Origin of the sequence: Chryseobacterium arachidis (genome assembly GCF_900129245.1) — a bacterium.
GTDB classification, from domain to species: domain Bacteria; phylum Bacteroidota; class Bacteroidia; order Flavobacteriales; family Weeksellaceae; genus Chryseobacterium; species Chryseobacterium arachidis.
Genome location: NZ_FQUT01000003.1, coordinates 458982 through 477660, shown reverse-complemented (window position 1 = coordinate 477660; position 18679 = coordinate 458982). Strand labels below are relative to the sequence as shown.

Here is an 18679-nt window from a genome sequence, read left to right as displayed (position 1 = left end):
ACAATTCGAGACAATAGATCTTTCTTAAAAGATAATTTCACTTTTTAGCAGGCTTTATAAAACAAAAAATACTGTTAAGATTTATAAAAACTGATATTTTATCTTTTATTTACTTATTTTAAACACTTGATTGATTTTGTTATGAAATTGGTATGAAAAAAATATTTATATTTATAATTTAATAATAAAAAATGATTAGATTTGTATAATTAATATAATATATTGAGAAAGTTATGAAGAAAAATTTTACTTCTTTCTTTTTCCTCTTTCTGTTTGCGATAACCAGTGCACAATGGAGTCCGACAACATTCAGGGGAGAAAAAACCAGAGTAAGTTCTGACATTAAGAACTATTACTCTTTGGACATTTCTTTACTAAAGTCTCAATTGGCTAATGCTCAGGAAACGGGAAAAAACGCAAAACCCGTAACGATAGCTTTGCCAACTTTAGATGGGAAAATTGAAAAATTTGCAGTCTATAGCCTCCCTGTGGTGGTTAAAGAACTGGCAAATCAATATCAGTTAGGATCTTATGTAGGTCGCGGGATTGATGATCCTGGGAAATACCTGAGATTCAGTTTGGCTCCGGGTGATTTCCAGTCGATGATTATCAAAGACGGGAAATATGAATTTGTTGAGCCGGCTGACAAAGACAAAACGGTTTATGGTGTGCACCCTAAAACTGATAAGAGCAATGAAGGATTTCTTTGCTCTATGAATGAAGACAGGCTGTCTAAGCAGGAAATTGCTGAACTTTACAAAGCAGGTAAGAATTTTGCGAATCAAACAACGGATTTTGCAAAGTCTTCAGACAAAAAGTTCAGAACGATGAGACTGGCAATGTCAGTTACCGGGGAGTATACACAATACTTCGGGGGAACTGTTGCCGGTGCGTTAACTGCTATCAATGCTACGTTGACAAGAGTAAATGGAGTATTTGAGAAAGATTTCGCTCTGCGACTTCTTTTGCAGAACTATCCGGGAGTAATCTATTCAGATCCTGCTACGGATCCTTATTCTCCTGCTGCCCAGATGAACAACTGGAATCTTCAGCTTCAGCAGACTCTTACGACCAATGTTGGAAATGCGAACTATGATATCGGACATCTATTCGGAGCGTCCGGCGGAGGCGGAAATGCAGGCTGTATTGGTTGCGTTTGTGTAAATCCTGCAAACTCCACAGCGACTCAAAAAGGGTCAGGATACACTTCTCCTGCGGATGGGATTCCTCAGGGAGATAATTTTGATATCGATTATGTAGCTCATGAAATAGGTCACCAATTAGGAGCTAACCACACATTCTCTCACGGTCTGGAATCGGCGGGAGTAAACGTAGAGCCGGGATCCGGATCTACTATTATGGGATATGCTGGAATTACTGGGGCGAATACTGATGTTCAGCCTCATTCTGATGCTTATTTCCATGCAGTAAGCATTAATCAGGTTCAGAATAATTTGGTGAGTAAAACTTGTGACATCGAAACAACGATTAACAATAATCCACCTGTAATTGCGGCACTGTCTACTTATAATATACCTAAGGGAACGGCATTTGTGCTGACAGCTTCGGCAACAGATCCTGAAAATGATCCTTTAACATACTGTTGGGAACAGGTAGATAACGCTACGGTCACAATTAATAAAAATAATTTAGGATCTACAGCCAGTGGGGCAACATTTAGATCCTTCAGCCCTACCACAAGCCCTACCAGATACTTTCCTAAATTGTCATCTGTATTGGCAGGGGTTCTAAATAACTCCAATAACGGATGGGAAGCTGTTTCTACGGTAGCCAGAAATACAAACTTCAGAGTTACGGTAAGAGACAATAACCCTGCAGCAGACCAACAGCAAACTCAGTTTGCAAATCAGCAGATTGTTGTCGGAAACGACGGACCATTTAAGGTAACTACAACGGCAGCATATAATAACGGGCCAACCAATATTACGTGGGATGTAGTGAATACAACTGCTGCACCTTATAATGTTGCCAATGTTAAAATAGACTACACTGCAGATAATGGGGTAACATGGACAGTACTTTCTGCTTCTACACCAAACGATGGGAATGAGTCTATAAATATTACAGGTCTTACAGTAGGTGCTACTATTAAAATTAGAGTAAGTGCTATCGGGAACGTATTTTATGCGATTGGTACTGCCACGGTTGCTTCTCTTTTAAACTGTACAGGCGTTGCACCAACAGGTATTGTGGTGTCTGCTATTACGCAAACTACAGCTACTGTAACCTGGACAGCAACTGCAAACTCTACTTATGTAATCCGTTATCGTCCGGTAGGAAGTGCAACTTGGATTACGGTTAACTCTACAGGAAACTCTGTAAATCTTACCGGTTTATCAGACGGTATTCAGTATGAAGTGCAGGTGTCTACCGTATGTTCAGGAGTTCAGGGACCTTTCTCTGCTTCTACGAACTTTACGACATTAGGCTTAACTTACTGTACGCAGACATCCAGTAACTTCTCTTCAGAGTATATTTCTAACGTTACAGTAACTCCAGTTGGGGCTCCGGTAATGAGTAATAACTCTGCAGGTTCTACGTATACAGATTACACCAATACACCAAGTGCTTTGGTAAATTTAGTGATCGGATCTACAGGTAATACTGTTTCTGTAACTAAGTTTTTCCCATTCTCTATATGGAGTGAAGCAGTAAGTGTTTGGATTGACTTTAACAGAAACGGAGTATTTGAGGCTTCTGAGCGTGTGATGAACTCACCATCTAGTACTACAACTCCTGTATCTGCTACTTTTGATGTTCCGGCAACGGCATACAACGGACCTGCCACTACAAGAATGAGAGTGGTGATGCAGTACAATGCAACTCCGGTAATATGTACAAGCTTCAGTGACGGGGAAGTTGAGGACTACGCTGTTAAATTAATTCAGCCTATTCCTTGTACAAGTAATGCTCCTTTAAACCTTTCAGTTTCTAATATCACCGCAACTTCTGCTTACGTGATGTGGGATCCTGCAATTGGAGCAACTTATATTTTACAGTATAGACCACTTGGTTCTACTACTTGGACTACAGTCCCATTAACTACCAGTGCTTATACTATTAATGGATTAACAGAATCTACTCAGTATGAGGTTCAGGTAGCGTATGTTTGCTCAGGAACTACAGGTACATTCACTGCACCTTATCCGTTTACAACGCCTGCTGTTACGTATTGTAATATCACAGCAACGACTAATAACAACGGCTATATTTCTAATGTGACGATTGCCCCTACGAATTCTTACATAATGAGTAATAATTCATTGGCAAACTCTTATACAAATTACTCTCCGGATCCGGCTAAGCTGGTTACGTTGGTTCGTAATTCTACAAACAACAGTATTTCAATTGCGAAGTCATGGTTAACAACTACTCAGTCTTCATTGGCAGTGGGTGCTTGGATTGATTTTAACCGAAACGGTATTTTCGAAACAGGTGAAAGAGTGGTAAGTACTACAGCAAGTACTACGACGCCAATTACAGCAACGTTTACTGTTCCTGCAACTTCTTACAACGGTCCGTTAACTCTTAGAATGAGAGTGATTGTTTCTACAAGTACAATTACAGACCCTTGTGCTACTGTTGCTAATGGTGAGATTGAGGATTATGCTGTTAGAATTATTGATTTGGCTCCTTGTACAACAGCTGCACCATCTCCAATTGTTGTTTCAAATGTTACGGCATCTACCGCATCGGTTTCTTGGATTAATGCAACAGGAGCAACTTATACTTTAAGATACAGAACAGGGACAGGAGCATGGATAGTAATTGCGAATGCTACTAACCCTTATACGATCATTAATTTAAATGCATCTACAACGTATGAAGTACAGGTTGCTACAATTTGTGGAGGAACTACAGGACCTTGGTCGAGCTCTGTGAACTTTACAACTCCTACAAGTACATATTGTACTCCTACGACGACAAGTGTTACCAATGGATATATCAATAATATTACTGTAACAGGTACTGCTACTCCAATGATGACTAACAACTCGGGGCCTAGTACATATACAGATTATTCAAATGATAATACGAAAATCATTACACTAGCTCGTAACTCTACAGGTAATGTATTGTCTGTGGGTAGAACTATTACATCGGGTACATATTCTACTTATGCATGGCTGGATTTAAATGGTGATGGCGTATTTAATAATAACCCTATCGGTACAGGAGCAGGAGAAAGAGTAATGGCATTAGGTTATTCTTCAACTACACCTGTTACGGCTACTTTTGCAGTTCCTGCTAGTGCGTACTCTGGAACAAATAAAGTAAAAATGAGAATTATTGTATATTATTATACTCCAACTGATGCATGTTCGCCACTTACAAGTGATGGAGAGGTGGAAGATTATCAGGTAAGATTTATAGATATACAGCCATGTACTACTGCAGCTCCTTCAGGTATTACCTTAACAAACGTTGGTGCTACGACAGCTACAGTTTCTTGGATTTCTTCTACAGGTGCTACTTATCTGGTAAGATGGAGAACAACAAACCCTGTGGGTACGTGGATAACTTCACCGGTAGTGAACGGAAATACGTATAATATTACCGGTCTTACTGAGCAGACTGCTTATGAAGTACAGGTGGCAACTATCTGTGGCGGAACTCAGGGACCTTGGTCTACGTCTACGCCATTTACTACGACACCTATTACTTACTGTTCAATGACAGGTACAGGAACCACTGATTTCATTTCGAATGTTACAATGACATCAGTGAACCCAGGAATTCCGCCAATGAGTAATACTTCTGTTCAGACTAATTATATAAGCTATACTACACCGGCTACTTTAGTTAACTTGGAAATTGGTTCTGTAGGAAATAAGATTTCTGTAGCTAAAGGTTGGTCCGGAACGGCTCAAAGTGATGCTGTTTCTGCTTGGATCGACTTCAACAGAAATGGTGTATTCGAAACTTCAGAGCAGATTATGGCTTCTGCAGCAAGTGCAACAAGCCCTGTGACTGCCTTATTCAATGTACCGAACAATGCTTATAACGGACCATTGACAACTACAATGAGAGTTGTTCTGAAACGTTCAAGTGCTCCGGTAATGTGTCAGAATGCAGTAAACGGTGAGGTTGAAGATTACGCAGTAAGATTGAGACCTTGTTCTACAGCGGTACCAACAAACTTAGCGTTTAATACAATTACTCATACTTCTGCAAACGTTACCTGGACAGTGCCTACAGGTGCACTTACATTTATCGTAAGATACAGAGTGGCAGGTACAACTGCTTGGACTGATGTAGTGGCTTCAACATTAACAGCTAATCCTCCGTTGGCGTTAACAGGTTTAACTCCTGCAACTACCTACGAAGTTCAGATTGCTACAAGTTGTGGTACTGCAGCCGGAACATATACAGCAACTCAGACGTTCACAACAAGATGTGATCCTACGCCACCGAATGTAACCATTGGTACGGTAACAACAAACTCTGCTGTTATCAATTGGGCTCCGGTAGCTGCAAGTTCTACTTATGTAATCAGATACAGAATTGTAGGAAGTGGAGCAGGTGGATGGATTACAATTAATGTTACAACACCGCCGTTAAATACTTATACAATTACAGGATTAAGTCCATATACAACGTATGAAGTTCAGGTAGCGAATAAGTGTAATGGTGAAACTACGGTAAACCCGTGGTCTAATCCTAAAGTATTTACAACGGAAAGAACGTGTGAATTACCTCCTCCGGGACTAACGATCACAAACCTTACTCCAACTACGGCTGTTGTGACATGGACTCCGTTCCCAGGTGCAACTTATATCCTGAGATATAGAAAAGTAGGTATTCCAAGCTGGACAACAGTTACTTCAAATACGAATACGATTACATTAACAGGTTTGATAGAATTGACTCAGTATGAAATGCAGGTAGCAAACGTATGTAGCGGAACTCCTGGTAATTATACATTGCCATATTTCTTCACAACCCCTACTATTGTATATTGCCAGATGCATTCTACAACAGGAACTTCTGAATATATTTCAAAAGTTACGGTAACGCCAAATGGTAAGGCTGAGATGACAAATCCTTCATTAGCTTCAAACTATACGGATTATACAGGTGTTACTAATAAGTTTATCGAATTGATCCAGGGTTCTGCGAACAATAAGATCACAATCGATAAAAAGCTGACAGGTAACGCCAAGGCTGGAGTGGCTGTTTGGATCGACTTCAACAGAAACGGATATTTCGATATCGATGAAAGAATTCTTGTAGCATCACCAAGTGCAGATGCTACTGCGACTGGAACATTCACAGTACCTGCAGATGCTTTTGTAAGCTTAACAGACTACAAATATGTAGTAATGAGAGTAGCAATGTCAAAAGATGCTATCCCTGTGAACTGTACAAACTTTGCTAATGGTGAAGTTGAAGATTATACAGTAAGAATTTCTAAACTTCCTGTGCCTAACCCTATCAACCAGACGGATATCTTAATTTATCCTAACCCGGTTAGTACAGTATTGTATGTTAAAAATATCAGCAAAAAAGCGAGTTATAAAATATACAGTGCTTCAGGACAGTTGGTTTCAAACGGTATTATCCTGAATAATAAAATTGATGTACACGCCTTAATAAACGGAGTTTATGTAATAGACATTATGGACGGAGATACAATATCTGTTCAGAAGAAATTTATCAAAGAATAACATTTAATCATTAATCCACTTAAATAGGCTCTCAGAAATGGGAGCCTATTTTTATTTTAGAAAAGCAGATTCAGCTAAAGTTGATTATAAAAAAGAATCAGTTTATATTTAAAATCGGAGCGATACAATTAGATAAAGACATCAAAAAAACTCGCTGGAACAAATCCAACGAGTTTAATTTTGTTATTCAATATCGAAGACGATCTTTTCGGTTTGATCCTTTAAATCTTCTAAATTTGTATTGTTATAAATGATGCAGTCTGCTAGTTTTATCTTGTCTTTTTCGGGCATCTGCTTCTCCATGACGGCTTCTACTTCCCGGTAGGTTTTCCCGTCTCTGTCCATCACTCTTTTCGCTCTGATATTATCTTCGGCAGTAACGAGAACCGATTTGTAACATTGCCTGTTGAGTTTTAATTCAAACAACAAAGCCGTTTCTTTAAAAACCAGATACTTTGTTTGTCTTTTCACCCAATCTTCAAAATCAATCCGGACAGCAGGATGAATAATTTCATTTAGGCTTTGCAATAGATCTTTGTTGTTAAAAACCTTTTCAGCTACGAATTTTCTGTTGTAAAGTCCATTTTCATCATAAGCCTCGTCGCCTAAAAGTTCTTTGATTTTTAGCTTTAAATCATCGTTATCATTTACAATATCCTTTGCTCTGTCATCCGAATAATAAACCGGAAATCCGAATTCTTCGATAAATTTAGCAACAGTAGTTTTTCCGGAACCGATTCCGCCTGTTAAACCAATGATTTTAGGACCTGATAATGGGTCAGGTTCTAATTTCTGAGTTTCTGAATGTAATTCTTCCATAGTTAAAAATTAATATCCAAAAACATCATTAAAGCTAAACGTCTCATCCAGTCTCACTCCTTTTTCGGTCATTTTAAGACTTGCCAGTTCGTTGTGAGCATCATGCTCGAAGAACAGTAAATATTCGTTATCCACACATTGCTTCAAAAATTTTCCTTTTTCTTCCAGCGTTAAAAGCGGTCGGGTATCATACCCCATTACATAAACCTGAGGAATATGTCCGACTGTCGGAATCAAATCGGCTGCAAAAACAATTGTTTTTTCCTGATATTGAATGACCGGAAGCATCTGTTTTTCGGTATGCCCGTCAACGAAAATGACATCCATTTTCAGATCCGGAGCAAAACCATAATTTCCAGTTGTCGGGAGTGGCAAAAAGTTTAATTGTCCGCTTTCCTCAATAGGAAGAATATTTTCCTTTAAGAAACTTGCTTTTTCTCTTGCGTTTGGCTCTGTTGCCCATTGCCAGTGGTTTTCATTTGTCCAGAACTGTGCATTTTTGAATGCCGGTCTGTAACCTGTTTTGTCATCATTCCATTCAATGGCACCACCGCAGTGATCGAAGTGAAGGTGCGTTAAGAAAACATCAGTGATATCTTCTCTTACAAAACCATATTTTTTTAAGTTTTTGTCTAAATTATCGTCTCCCCAAAGCGAGTAGTGACCGAAAAATTTATCATCCTGTTTGTTTCCAAGACCGCAATCAATCAGGATTAATTTTTTTCCATCCTCCACAAGAAGGGAGCGTGTTCCCAGTTCAATTAGATTTTTTTCGTCTGCAGGATTGGTTTTTTCCCACAGACTCTTTGGGACGACTCCGAACATGGCGCCGCCATCCAGTTTAAATTTTCCACATTGTATTGGATATAATTTCATATAATATTAAGTTTTTTATAATGTATTTATTTGTTCTTAATTTTCTTAATCTAAATAAACAAAGTTTATTTTTTATTTAAACATTAAGGATTTAAGATTTTTTTATTGTTTGAATTTAAGAATCAATAAATTGATTTTAATAAGTTTTTTTAAGTATAGAACTTTAAATCTTAATTTCTTAATGTTAAAAGACACAAGGCAAGAGAATTTTAAAATAAAATTTTGCTTTTATGACCTTTTGAAGAACTGGTTTTTCAAAACTAACATCTTTTGTAACTTTTGCGGTAAAAAATAATACTATTTTTTCAATAGTTTCATTTTTTCAGCAATTCGTTTTCCGTTTTCATCGCCATTTTCAAGATTTGAAATAATGTTTTGAAAATCATTTTCTTTTCTGTTTTGAGATAATTTCTGTTTAATAAAAATCTCAGTCGGAATAATTTTCAGTCCAAAAGCACCTTTCATTTCTTTTTCCACAAATTCCTTTCCCATATCTTTCATCATCATCGGACATTGTTGAAAGCTTTCGTATTTCGAAGTTAATTTATCTAAATGATTGTACAATTCATCATCATTCATCAACTCAACTTTTCCGTAGATCTGAACAGCTTCATAATTCCATGTTGAAACATTGATGTGATCGTACCAACTGCTGGAAATATAGGTGTGCGCTCCTAAAAAATCACAAAGAACTTCATCCCCATTTTTCAAGGTCTTCGCTTGCGGATTGGCTCTTGAAATATGAGTTTCAATATAAACATTTTCCGGATCATCTTCATTCAGCATAATCATAGAATGCGTCGCCCGAATTTTATCCACAGAAGAAATTAATAAAGCAAAAGAATTCTCCCGGATGATTTCTTTCATCAGATTGTAATCTTCGCTTTTATATAATTTAGGTATAAACATAAATTTTTTACGTCTTATTTTACCACAAAAGTCACAAAAGATCAATTTAGCTTAAAATCTTAAAACAGAAAGTTCACAAAAACGAAAATCAAAGAGTTTCAAAACTTGTGTGTTCTTTTATTCACTTTTATTTAAACTTAAAGAACTAAAGTGTTAAAATCTTTTGTGACTTTTGCGGTTAAAAAAACTTTAAGCATCAAACTTAAAACCCTAAACTAAAATAGTTCTCCCGGATTTCTAGGAATTGCAATATTCAAATGTTTATACGCTTTTTCCGTCACCTCACGACCTCTTGGTGTTCTGATGATAAACCCTTCCTGAATTAGAAACGGCTCATAAACTTCTTCCAATGTTTCAGGATTTTCTGCAATCGATGTTGCCAAAGCAGAAATTCCGACTGGTTTTCCTTTAAAGTTTTCAATCATTACTCGCATAATCTTGTTGTCCATTTCGTCCAAACCAAATTCGTCTACATTTAATGAATCAAGCGCATATTTTGTAATGTTGATTTCAATTTCTCCATTTCCTTTGATCTCAGCAAAATCACGAACTCTTCTCAAAAGCGCATTCGCAATTCTTGGCGTTCCACGGCTTCTTCTCGCAATTTCAATCGCTGCGTCTTCATAGATTTTCACACCTAAAACTCTTGCACTTCGGATGATGATCATCGATAGTAATTCAATCGTATAATATTCCAGTCTGCTTTGAATTCCGAACCTTGCCAACATTGGTTTTGTTAGCATTCCGCTTCGTGTTGTAGCTCCCACCAAAGTAAAAGGATTCAGACCAATCTGAACACTTCTCGCATTCGGACCTGTTTCCAGCATAATATCGATTTTATAATCTTCCATAGCCGAATAAAGATATTCTTCCACAACGGGAGAAAGTCGGTGAATTTCATCAATGAAAAGCACATCGTTTTCCTCAAGGTTGGTCAATAAACCGGCTAAACTTCCGGGCTTATCCAAAACGGGACCGGATGTAATTTTACAATTTACACCCAATTCATTGGCAATGATATTAGCTAATGTGGTTTTTCCAAGACCTGGAGGACCGTGCAAAAGAACATGATCGAGTGCGCCGCCACGTCTTTTGGCAGCCGTTACGAAAACCTCAAGATTTTCCAGCGTTTTTCTTTGTCCCGCAAAATCTTTAAAACTCTGGGGACGAATCTGTTCTTCCTGCGCAAGCTCTTCGCGGGAATAATTGTCTTTGTCTGGATGTAAAAAATCGGGCATTAATTCAATTTCATTTACGGTAAAGATAGGAAAATTGAGGTTAAGAGTAAGGTTGATTTGATGAAAAATTAAGATTTGAGAACAACGGATATTTTAAGTATTTTTGAGAGAAGAAATTTTAAAGATAAAAGTTACTTAGCTTAGAACCACGCTGAAATTCCTATGAACGATAAAAAGAATATACATTTTATCATTCTGAAGGAATCTGGATGAAGTAAATTTATCTAAATTTTAGCTTTAAACTGAATAAATGAAATTAATTGGACCTTTTAAACAAGTCGTAACACTTGCTAATCTTCCGTTAAGAGGAAAACTTTCCGACGAACAACTTGAAATTATTATTGATGGTGGAATTTTAATCGAAAATGATAAGATCCAGCAAGTCGGAAATTTTGAAACATTAAAATCTGAAAATCAAAATATAGAAATTGAAACAATTGAAGGAGAACAAATCGTTCTTCCGGCTTTCGTGGATTCTCACACGCATATTTGTTTTGGTGGAAACCGTGCGAATGATTTTGCGATGCGTAATGCAGGAAAAACTTATCTTGAAATTGCAGAAAGTGGAGGAGGGATTTGGAGTTCGGTTCAGCATACAAGAAATGCTTCGGAAAATGAATTGTTGAAAACTTTATTAGAAAGAATTGATTTTTTAATTTCTTTAGGAATTACTACAATTGAAGTAAAAAGCGGCTACGGATTAGATGTGGAAAATGAATTGAAAATGCTTCGAATCATCAAAAAAGCTCAGAAACAAACCAAGGCAACTTTAGTTCCGACCTGTCTTTCTGCACACCTGAAACCAAGAGATTTTGATGGAAACAATGAGGAGTATTTACAATATATTTTAAATGAGATTTTGCCAAAAGTAAAAGAAGAAAATCTGGCAAAACGTGTTGATGTTTTTATTGAAAAATCAGCTTTTCAACCGGTAGAAAGTAAAGAATTCTTACTTAAAACTAAAGATTTAGGTTTTGAAATTACGGTTCATGCAGATCAATTTACACCGGGAAGTTCAAGAATTGCCGTTGAGGTTGGCGCAAAATCTGCTGACCATTTAGAAGCTACGATTGATGAAGATATTGAGTTTCTAGCAAAATCGGATACTGTGGCAACAGCTTTGCCAGGCGCAAGCTTAGGATTGGGTGAAAAATTTACTCCGGCAAGAAAATTATTAGACGCAGGAGCTATTGTAGCCATTGCAAGCGATTGGAATCCGGGATCTGCACCGATGGGAAATTTAATCACACAAGCTTCAATTTTAGCAACATTTGAAAAACTGACAACAGCAGAAGTTTTAGCGGGAATGACTTTCCGTTCAGCCTTTGCACTTGGTTTGGAAGATAGAGGAAGATTAGCTGAAGGATTAAAAGCAGATTTTATTACCTTTAAAACGAATAATTTCCAGAATGTTCTTTATAACCAGGGAAGCTTGAAAGCGGAGAATATTTATATTGACGGTTTTAAGATGTAATGAAAAAAATAGTCATCTATTTTCTTTCTGTTGTAATATCAGTAATATTAATTTTTTTTCTGTCATTCGTTGTTTTTTTTGTAATTATGACAGAGAAAGGAGAAGATAAACCCAATGACATTTTAACCATAATAATTTTAATAATCTGGTTAGTTATATTTATTCTAATAATTTATTTTATCATTAAGTTTCTTGTAAGTATTTATAAATATAAAGAATAACAAAATCATAAAAACATAAATTTAGTATGAACAAAATTTGGCAGGGAAGGTTAGATGGAGAAGAGCTCCTTTTTCATAGAATATTTCAGAGAGTTCGTGAAGAAAATAATTATGATTCGATTTCACCTAAAGATTTCGTTTTGCATGGATTTTCAGTAGATGAGGGAGTTAGGCGGAATAAAGGAAGGCAGGGTGCAAAAGATGCTCCGGATATCATCAGGAAAAACATGTCCAATTTTCCTGTTATTCTTCCTGATTTTTCTTTGCTTGATTTTGGGAATATTACCTGCGAAGACAAAAATTTAGAAAATACTCAGAATCATCTTGCCAAAAATGTTTCCAAGGTTTTATTGAAAGGAGGTAAGTCCATGGTGTTAGGTGGCGGACATGAAGTTACCTATGCTCATTATTTGGGTGTAAAAACGGCTTTTCCTGAGCAAAAAATCGGGATCATTAATATCGATGCTCATTTTGATAACAGACAGCCAGAAAAAGGGGTAGGGCCAAGTTCGGGTACCGGATTCTGGCAGATTGCTCAGGAAGGTGAAATTCACTCACTGCATATTGGCATCCAGAGAAACTCCAATACCCTAAAACTATTCGATACGGCTCATCAGTACGGCATGAAATATATTTTGGCGGACGAACTCTTCTTTGAAAACCTTCCGTCAATTTATGAAAGAATTAATGAGTTATTAAATAATGTAGATTATGTTTATTTAACGATCTGTATGGATGTTTTTAATGCTTCAATAGCTCCGGGAGTATCGGCGTCGGCTTATAACGGAATTTTTGCGGATACCACATTTATGCATTTTTACAGACATATTCTGAAAAGTGAAAAACTATTGGCACTTGATGTTGCTGAGGTAAATCCCACATATGATCTACAGGACAGAACTGCCAGATTAGCCGCAACATTGATGAATGAATGGTTTATGGCTTAAGAAAGAAAGCCGTAACTTTGCAATAGAGAAAATCATTATTTTATTTCACGTAAAGAAACTAATTTTGTAGTTCTCAAGATGCTTTACACAAAAGCATTCATAAATTCAATTTTTTTGAATTTAAAACAGAAATTACAGTATGGAACAATTAATTGAAAATAAACTTATCAAAGCAGATAAGGCATTTTCAGAATGGAGAAAAGTACCATTCGAAGACAGGCAAAAACTCATTGCGAAAGCAGCCGAAATTCTAAAAACGCAATCTGAAAAGTTTGGAACAATCATTACCACAGAAATGAACAAGCCAATTTCAGAATCAATTGCTGAAGTAGAAAAGTGCGCTTTAATGATGAATTATTATGCAGATGCTGAAAATATTTTAAAACCGGAAAAAGTAGAATCTGAGTTTGCTTATTCTGAAGTTCATTATGTTCCTAAGGGAGTCATTTTAGGGGTAATGCCTTGGAATTTTCCTTTCTGGCAGGTTTTGAGATTTGCGGTTCCTGCAATGTTGGCAGGAAATACAGTTGTTTTGAAACATGCTTCTATATGTTTCGGAAGTGGAAATGCTATTGAGAGAGTCCTTTTAGAGGCTGGTTTTCCGGAAGGAGTTTTTCAAAATCTTGAAGTAGGACATAAAGCCGTAAAAGAAATTCTTGAGCACGATGCTGTAAAAGGAGTAAGCCTTACAGGTAGCGGAAAAGCAGGTGGAGAAGTGGCTTCTATAGCCGGTCTGAATATCAAGAAGTCTTTGCTTGAATTGGGAGGAAGCGATGCCTTTATTATTTTTGATGATGCTGACTTGGATGAAGCGGCAAAAGCAGGAGCAAAATCCAGACTGCAAAACTGTGGACAAACCTGTACGGCAGCTAAAAGATTTATCATTGATGAGAAGGTCGAAGATGTTTTTCTTCCGAAATTCATTGAAGAATATAAAAAATATATTCCTGCCGATCCGATGGATAAAGGAACTAAAATTACAGGAATGGCAAGACCTGATTTGGCGGATGAGCTGGAAAATCAGTTTAAAAAAGCTCTGGAAAATGGAGCTGAAATCATTATACCTTTAGAAAGAATTTCTGATCTTGAGTTCAATCCGGGGTTGATTCGTGTTAAAGAAGGAAATCCTATTCTGCAGGAAGAACTTTTCGGGCCTCTTGGAATGGTAATGATTGCCAAAAACGACGAAGAAGCATTAAAAATGGCGAATAATATTCCTTTCGGGCTATCCAATTCTGTTTGGACTAAGGATAAAGACCGGCAATTATTCTTTATCGAAAACCTTGAATCGGGAACGGTAAATATCAACAGAATGACGAGTTCTGATCCACGTTTTCCATTTGGAGGATCAAAGGCCTCTGGATACGGAACAGAGCTTTCTTTATTGGCTTTAAAAGAGTTTGTGACGGCAAGGACAATTGTTGGAAATTTTTAATAGAAAATGATGCTGGAGAAGGGGATGGAAGTGTTTATATTTTACTCCTTTTCATAGATTAATTAAAGTAAGTAAATTCTAAACATAAAACTCCCGAAATTTTCGGGAGTTTTGCTTTATCATAACGTTTAACTTTAAATTAAACCGTCGTTAATCTTAATGTATTTGTTTTACCGCCTTCGTAAGATGGAGTCGCATTGATGTTGATCACGAAATCACCAGCCTCAATGTAACCGTAGTTGTGAGTCAGCATATTCACCTGGATAATCGTTTCATCAGTAGATTTCTTCATATCGTAATAATACGCGTGGACTCCCCAAAGTAGGTTCAACATGGTGATTACTCTCTTGTTTCCACTGTAAACAATAATATGGGAATTCGGTCTGTGAGCAGAAAGCTGGAATGCTGTATATCCTGAACTCGTTAATGTAACAATAGCAGAAACGTTAGTTGTTTTTGCAATTCTTACCGCTGCAAGACAAACTCTGTTTGTGATGAATCTTTCGTCGATACAGTTGAAATCTTTTTCAATAGGTTCATTTTTGTGCTGGTAAAAATGTGTCATTTCAATGTTTTTCACAATTTTGGCCATATTTTCAACTACCTGTACCGGATATCTACCTACAGAAGTTTCTCCTGAAAGCATTACCGCATCAGCTCCGTCCAATACAGAGTTGGCAACGTCGTTTACTTCCGCTCTTGTCGGTGTTAAACTGTTGATCATCGTTTCCATCATCTGAGTAGCGATAATTACAGGCTTGGAGTAGAATCTTGCTTTTTCAACCAAAGTTTTCTGGATGGCAGGAACTTCTTCCATCGGAACTTCAACCCCTAAATCTCCACGGGCAACCATCAATCCGTCGCATTCTAATAAAATTTCGTCGATATTTTTTACCCCTTCAGGCTTTTCGATTTTTGCGATAATCGGCGTTTTGAATTTTCCGTTCGGGTGCTTTGCAATTAATTCTTTCAGATCAATAATATCCTGAGCGTGACGAACAAAAGAAAGTGCGATCCAGTCAACCTCTTGGTCTAACATGAAGTTAGCGTCCTGAATATCTTTTTCAGTTAAAGCTGGAAGAGAAACATTCGTATTGGGAAGATTTACCCCTTTTTTAGAGCTTAAAGGTCCCCCCTGAATTGTTTTTGCTTTCACTGTATCTGTAAGGTTGGTTTCAGTTACTTCTAAAACCAGTTTACCGTCGTCAATAAGGATTCTTTCCCCAACTTTTACGTCTTGTGGAAACTGTTGGTAAGTCATATAAACTTTTGTAGAATCTCCCTCTATTTTTTCGTTAGTAAAGGTAAGAATGTCTCCAGGATTAAGGTAAGAACCTTCTTTTACAACCCCAACTCTTAGCTTGGGGCCTTGTAAATCTCCTAAAATTCCTACAGAGAAACCATATTCTTTATTGAGCTCTCTGATGATTTCGATATTTGAACGAACTAAATCGTAATCAGCGTGTGAAAAATTGATTCTAAAAACGTCAACACCCGCTCTCATAAGTCCCAACATTACCTCCTTCGAAGATGAAGCAGGCCCAAGTGTTGCGATAATTTTTGTCTTCTTTAAATACTTATTCATAATACTGGATAATTTGATAAAGTTCTTCTTCAGAACCTAATGTATAATCTTGAATTGGAAAAACAAGATTTTCAGGGAGCAAAATTACGGAAAAATCAGGAAACTGTTCCGAACTATGCAAAATATATTGCACATCTACCTGATTATTTAATAAAAATTTAATGTTTTCTTCTTCTGAGAAGAGTTCAGTCTGCAATTTTTTTTGTTTACTTTCAGAAGATCTGTTTGAAATGAAAGTAAAACAAGTTTTGGTAAACTTGTGGTACGCTTCAAATCTTGGAAAAAAATAATCATAATAAGACCCGTGAATAACGACATCGTCGATTCTTTTAAACTTCAGGTCATTGATTCGATTTGTGTGGTAGAAAAACTCATGATCGGGTATATTCTTTGCTAATCTTACCAATCCTATGGCAATATCTTCAAATTCTATATCATCAAGGTCATAAAGTTTTTGGATTTCCAAGTATATTTTCTTTTTTGTTTAAAATATAAAATGCTCGTTGTGCAGCCTTTTCTTCTGCTTTTTTCTTGGACGTCTCGGTGGCATTCGCAATTTTTTCTTCTCCCAGCCATACATGACAGCGGAAAACAATCGACTTATTCACCTGGATTTCTTCGCAAGTTTCGTACTTTATATTCAGTTTTTTCTTCTGGCTCCATTCCAGCAGAAGACCTTTGTAGCTTACAATTTTATTTTCAAGCTTATTGATCTCGGTTGGCGTCAGCAATCTTTCCAGAATGATCCTTTTGCAGGTATCATATTGGAAGTCTAAGTAAACGGCACCGATTAAAGCTTCAAATAAATTTCCGGAGATATTTTCACCTAAAGCCACAGAACTCTGCTTTTGCAAAAGATCAGTAAGTTTTAAGTCTTCTCCTAATTTATTAAGATTCTTCCTATTAACAATCTTAGATTTCATTTGTGTCAGATATCCTTCATTAGCCTGAGGATAGGTCTGGAACAAATGACAAGAAATAATTGTACCCAAAACAGAATCTCCTAAAAACTCCAGCCTTTCGTAATTGCTGTCTTTATTTTTAGAAGAATTTTTTAAAGAGAAAGCTTCACGGTAAAGGGCAACATTTTGTACCTCAGCACCAAGCATTTTGTTGAGTTCGGTACTGAGAAAATAATCTCTCTCCGTTAATTGTCTTTTTCTTTTTTTGAGAAGGAATTTAGAAAAGTATTTCTTTAACTCCATTCAGTAAATTTAGATTTTCTTAAATAGAACGCAAGCGTTATGCCCACCAAATCCAAAAGTATTACTCATGGCTACTTTTACATCTTTCTTCGCAGCTTCGTTGAACGTGAAGTTCAGTCTGCTGTCGATATTTTCATCATCAGTAAAATGGTTGATGGTAGGGGGAACGATACCATGAATAATAGTTCCCAACGCAGCAATAGCCTCAATAACTCCGGCAGCACCTAAAAGGTGACCTGTCATTGATTTTGTAGAATTAATCTGAATGTCGAAAGCGTGCTCTCCCAATAATTTTGAAATTGCGTTGGATTCTGCAATATCTCCTAATGGAGTAGACGTACCATGCATATTGATGTGATCTACTTCATCAGTAGTTAAGCCTGCATCTTCCAGACAGCTTTTCATTACCAGATAAGCTCCTAAACCTTCAGGATGAGGGGCAGTCATATGATGTGCATCTGCACTAAGACCTCCGCCTTTTAATTCTGCGTAAATTGTTGCACCACGTTTTACCGCATGCTCATATTCTTCAAGAATGATACATCCTGCGCCTTCACCTAATACAAAACCATCTCTGTCTTTGTCGAAAGGTCTTGAAGCTGTTTTCGGATCATCGTTTCTTGTAGAAAGTGCCATCATTGCATTGAATCCACCGACACCACTTGCTGTAACGGCTGCTTCAGAGCCACCGCACACAATGACGTCTGCTTTTCCTAGCTGGATCAGCATTTTGGAATCAATTATAGCATTTGCAGAAGACGCACATGCAGAAACTGTCGTATAATTTGGTCCGTGGAAGCCGTACTCGATAGAGATGTGCCCAGGAGTAATGTCCGCAATCATTTTAGGAATAAAGAAAGGGTTAAATCTCGGAATATCCGTATTTGCCCATCCTAAAACTTCAGTTTCGAAGGTCTCTAAACCTCCGATTCCCGAACCCCAAATTACGCCGACTCTGTTTTTGTCTACATTGTCTTCCATAATTCTTGAGTGTGCTACTGCTTCTCTGGCAGCAACCAACCCAAGCTGGGTATTTCTATCCATTTTTTTAGCCTCTTTCTTGTCGAAATGGTCTAAAGGATTGAAATTTTTAACTTCGCAAGCGAACTTAGTCTTGAAGTTTGTGGCATCAAAAAGAGTAATAGGAGCGGCACCGCTCTCACCTTTCACAAGATTTTCCCAGTATTCTTTTGCATTATTTCCAATCGGTGTTATTGCTCCAAAACCGGTTACAACTACTCTTTTTAATTCCATAAACTTTGTTTAATTTCTTTTTTTGTT

At 37.1% G+C, this 18679-nt stretch carries 12 protein-coding genes; 4 read left to right on the top strand and 8 right to left on the bottom strand.

Annotation, left to right across the window (positions count from 1 at the left end; genetic code table 11):
* The first annotated feature begins 233 nt into the window (after positions 1 to 233).
* Positions 234 to 6689, top strand: coding sequence for a GEVED domain-containing protein (locus BUA89_RS08395; protein ID WP_072955641.1), 6456 nt, complete (start codon positions 234 to 236; stop codon positions 6687 to 6689).
* A gap of 183 nt (positions 6690 to 6872) precedes the next feature.
* Here the strand turns inward: BUA89_RS08395 and coaE are convergent, their stop codons facing one another.
* From coaE to ruvB, 4 genes are all read right to left on the bottom strand, one after another.
* Entirely contained in the window at positions 6873 to 7508 is a 636-nt protein-coding gene (coaE, locus tag BUA89_RS08390) for a dephospho-CoA kinase (RefSeq protein WP_072955637.1), read from the bottom strand.
* 9 nt (positions 7509 to 7517) lie between these two features.
* Positions 7518 to 8384 carry an MBL fold metallo-hydrolase gene (locus BUA89_RS08385; protein ID WP_072955635.1) on the bottom strand — a complete coding sequence of 289 codons (867 nt, stop codon included), beginning with the start codon at positions 8382 to 8384 and terminating at the stop codon, positions 7518 to 7520.
* Positions 8385 to 8681: 297 nt separating this feature from the next.
* Positions 8682 to 9293, bottom strand: a complete 612-nt coding sequence (locus tag BUA89_RS08380; RefSeq protein WP_072955633.1) for an FMN-binding negative transcriptional regulator — start codon at positions 9291 to 9293, stop codon at positions 8682 to 8684.
* Between the two features lie 215 nt (positions 9294 to 9508).
* Positions 9509 to 10531, bottom strand: coding sequence for a Holliday junction branch migration DNA helicase RuvB (ruvB, locus tag BUA89_RS08375; RefSeq protein ID WP_072955631.1), 1023 nt, complete (start codon positions 10529 to 10531; stop codon positions 9509 to 9511).
* A gap of 250 nt (positions 10532 to 10781) precedes the next feature.
* Between ruvB and hutI the strand changes: the two genes are divergently transcribed.
* The 3 genes from hutI (at position 10782) to BUA89_RS08355 (ending at position 14608) form a co-directional block, all read left to right on the top strand.
* Positions 10782 to 12005: an imidazolonepropionase gene (hutI, locus tag BUA89_RS08370; protein ID WP_072955628.1), complete on the top strand. Its 1224-nt coding sequence runs from the start codon at positions 10782 to 10784 to the stop codon at positions 12003 to 12005.
* A 247-nt stretch (positions 12006 to 12252) separates the two neighbouring features.
* Positions 12253 to 13173, top strand: a complete 921-nt coding sequence (gene hutG / locus BUA89_RS08360; RefSeq protein ID WP_072955624.1) for a formimidoylglutamase — start codon at positions 12253 to 12255, stop codon at positions 13171 to 13173.
* A 139-nt stretch (positions 13174 to 13312) separates the two neighbouring features.
* On the top strand, positions 13313 to 14608 hold the full coding sequence (locus BUA89_RS08355) for an aldehyde dehydrogenase family protein (protein ID WP_072955622.1): 1296 nt from the start codon (positions 13313 to 13315) through the stop codon (positions 14606 to 14608).
* Positions 14609 to 14747: 139 nt separating this feature from the next.
* Here BUA89_RS08355 and pyk read toward each other — a convergent pair whose 3' ends face one another.
* From pyk to fabF, 4 genes are read right to left on the bottom strand one after another with little or no spacing between them, the layout of a single operon-like run.
* Positions 14748 to 16193 (bottom strand): pyruvate kinase, encoded by a 1446-nt coding sequence (gene pyk / locus BUA89_RS08350; RefSeq protein ID WP_072955619.1) that lies wholly within the window; start codon positions 16191 to 16193, stop codon positions 14748 to 14750.
* On the bottom strand, positions 16186 to 16659 hold the full coding sequence (locus BUA89_RS08345) for an IPExxxVDY family protein (protein WP_072955616.1): 474 nt from the start codon (positions 16657 to 16659) through the stop codon (positions 16186 to 16188). Before BUA89_RS08345 ends, pyk begins: the two co-directional genes overlap by 8 nt.
* Positions 16637 to 17398 carry a ribonuclease III gene (gene rnc, locus BUA89_RS08340; protein WP_072955614.1) on the bottom strand — a complete coding sequence of 254 codons (762 nt, stop codon included), beginning with the start codon at positions 17396 to 17398 and terminating at the stop codon, positions 16637 to 16639. Before rnc ends, BUA89_RS08345 begins: the two co-directional genes overlap by 23 nt.
* A 9-nt stretch (positions 17399 to 17407) precedes the next feature.
* A complete protein-coding gene (fabF, locus tag BUA89_RS08335) occupies positions 17408 to 18652 on the bottom strand; it encodes a beta-ketoacyl-ACP synthase II (RefSeq protein WP_072955612.1) in 1245 nt (414 codons plus the stop codon).
* Positions 18653 to 18679 lie beyond the last annotated feature (27 nt).

Coding starts and splice junctions, on each gene's coding strand:
- BUA89_RS08380 (WP_072955633.1), bottom strand. CDS start 9,293: ATGTTTATACCTAAATTATATAAAAGCGAAGATTACAATCTGATGAAA.
- coaE (WP_072955637.1), bottom strand. CDS start 7,508: ATGGAAGAATTACATTCAGAAACTCAGAAATTAGAACCTGACCCATTA.
- BUA89_RS08395 (WP_072955641.1), top strand. CDS start 234: ATGAAGAAAAATTTTACTTCTTTCTTTTTCCTCTTTCTGTTTGCGATA.
- hutI (WP_072955628.1), top strand. CDS start 10,782: ATGAAATTAATTGGACCTTTTAAACAAGTCGTAACACTTGCTAATCTT.
- pyk (WP_072955619.1), bottom strand. CDS start 16,193: ATGAATAAGTATTTAAAGAAGACAAAAATTATCGCAACACTTGGGCCT.
- ruvB (WP_072955631.1), bottom strand. CDS start 10,531: ATGCCCGATTTTTTACATCCAGACAAAGACAATTATTCCCGCGAAGAG.
- hutG (WP_072955624.1), top strand. CDS start 12,253: ATGAACAAAATTTGGCAGGGAAGGTTAGATGGAGAAGAGCTCCTTTTT.
- BUA89_RS08385 (WP_072955635.1), bottom strand. CDS start 8,384: ATGAAATTATATCCAATACAATGTGGAAAATTTAAACTGGATGGCGGC.
- rnc (WP_072955614.1), bottom strand. CDS start 17,398: ATGGAGTTAAAGAAATACTTTTCTAAATTCCTTCTCAAAAAAAGAAAA.
- fabF (WP_072955612.1), bottom strand. CDS start 18,652: ATGGAATTAAAAAGAGTAGTTGTAACCGGTTTTGGAGCAATAACACCG.
- BUA89_RS08355 (WP_072955622.1), top strand. CDS start 13,313: ATGGAACAATTAATTGAAAATAAACTTATCAAAGCAGATAAGGCATTT.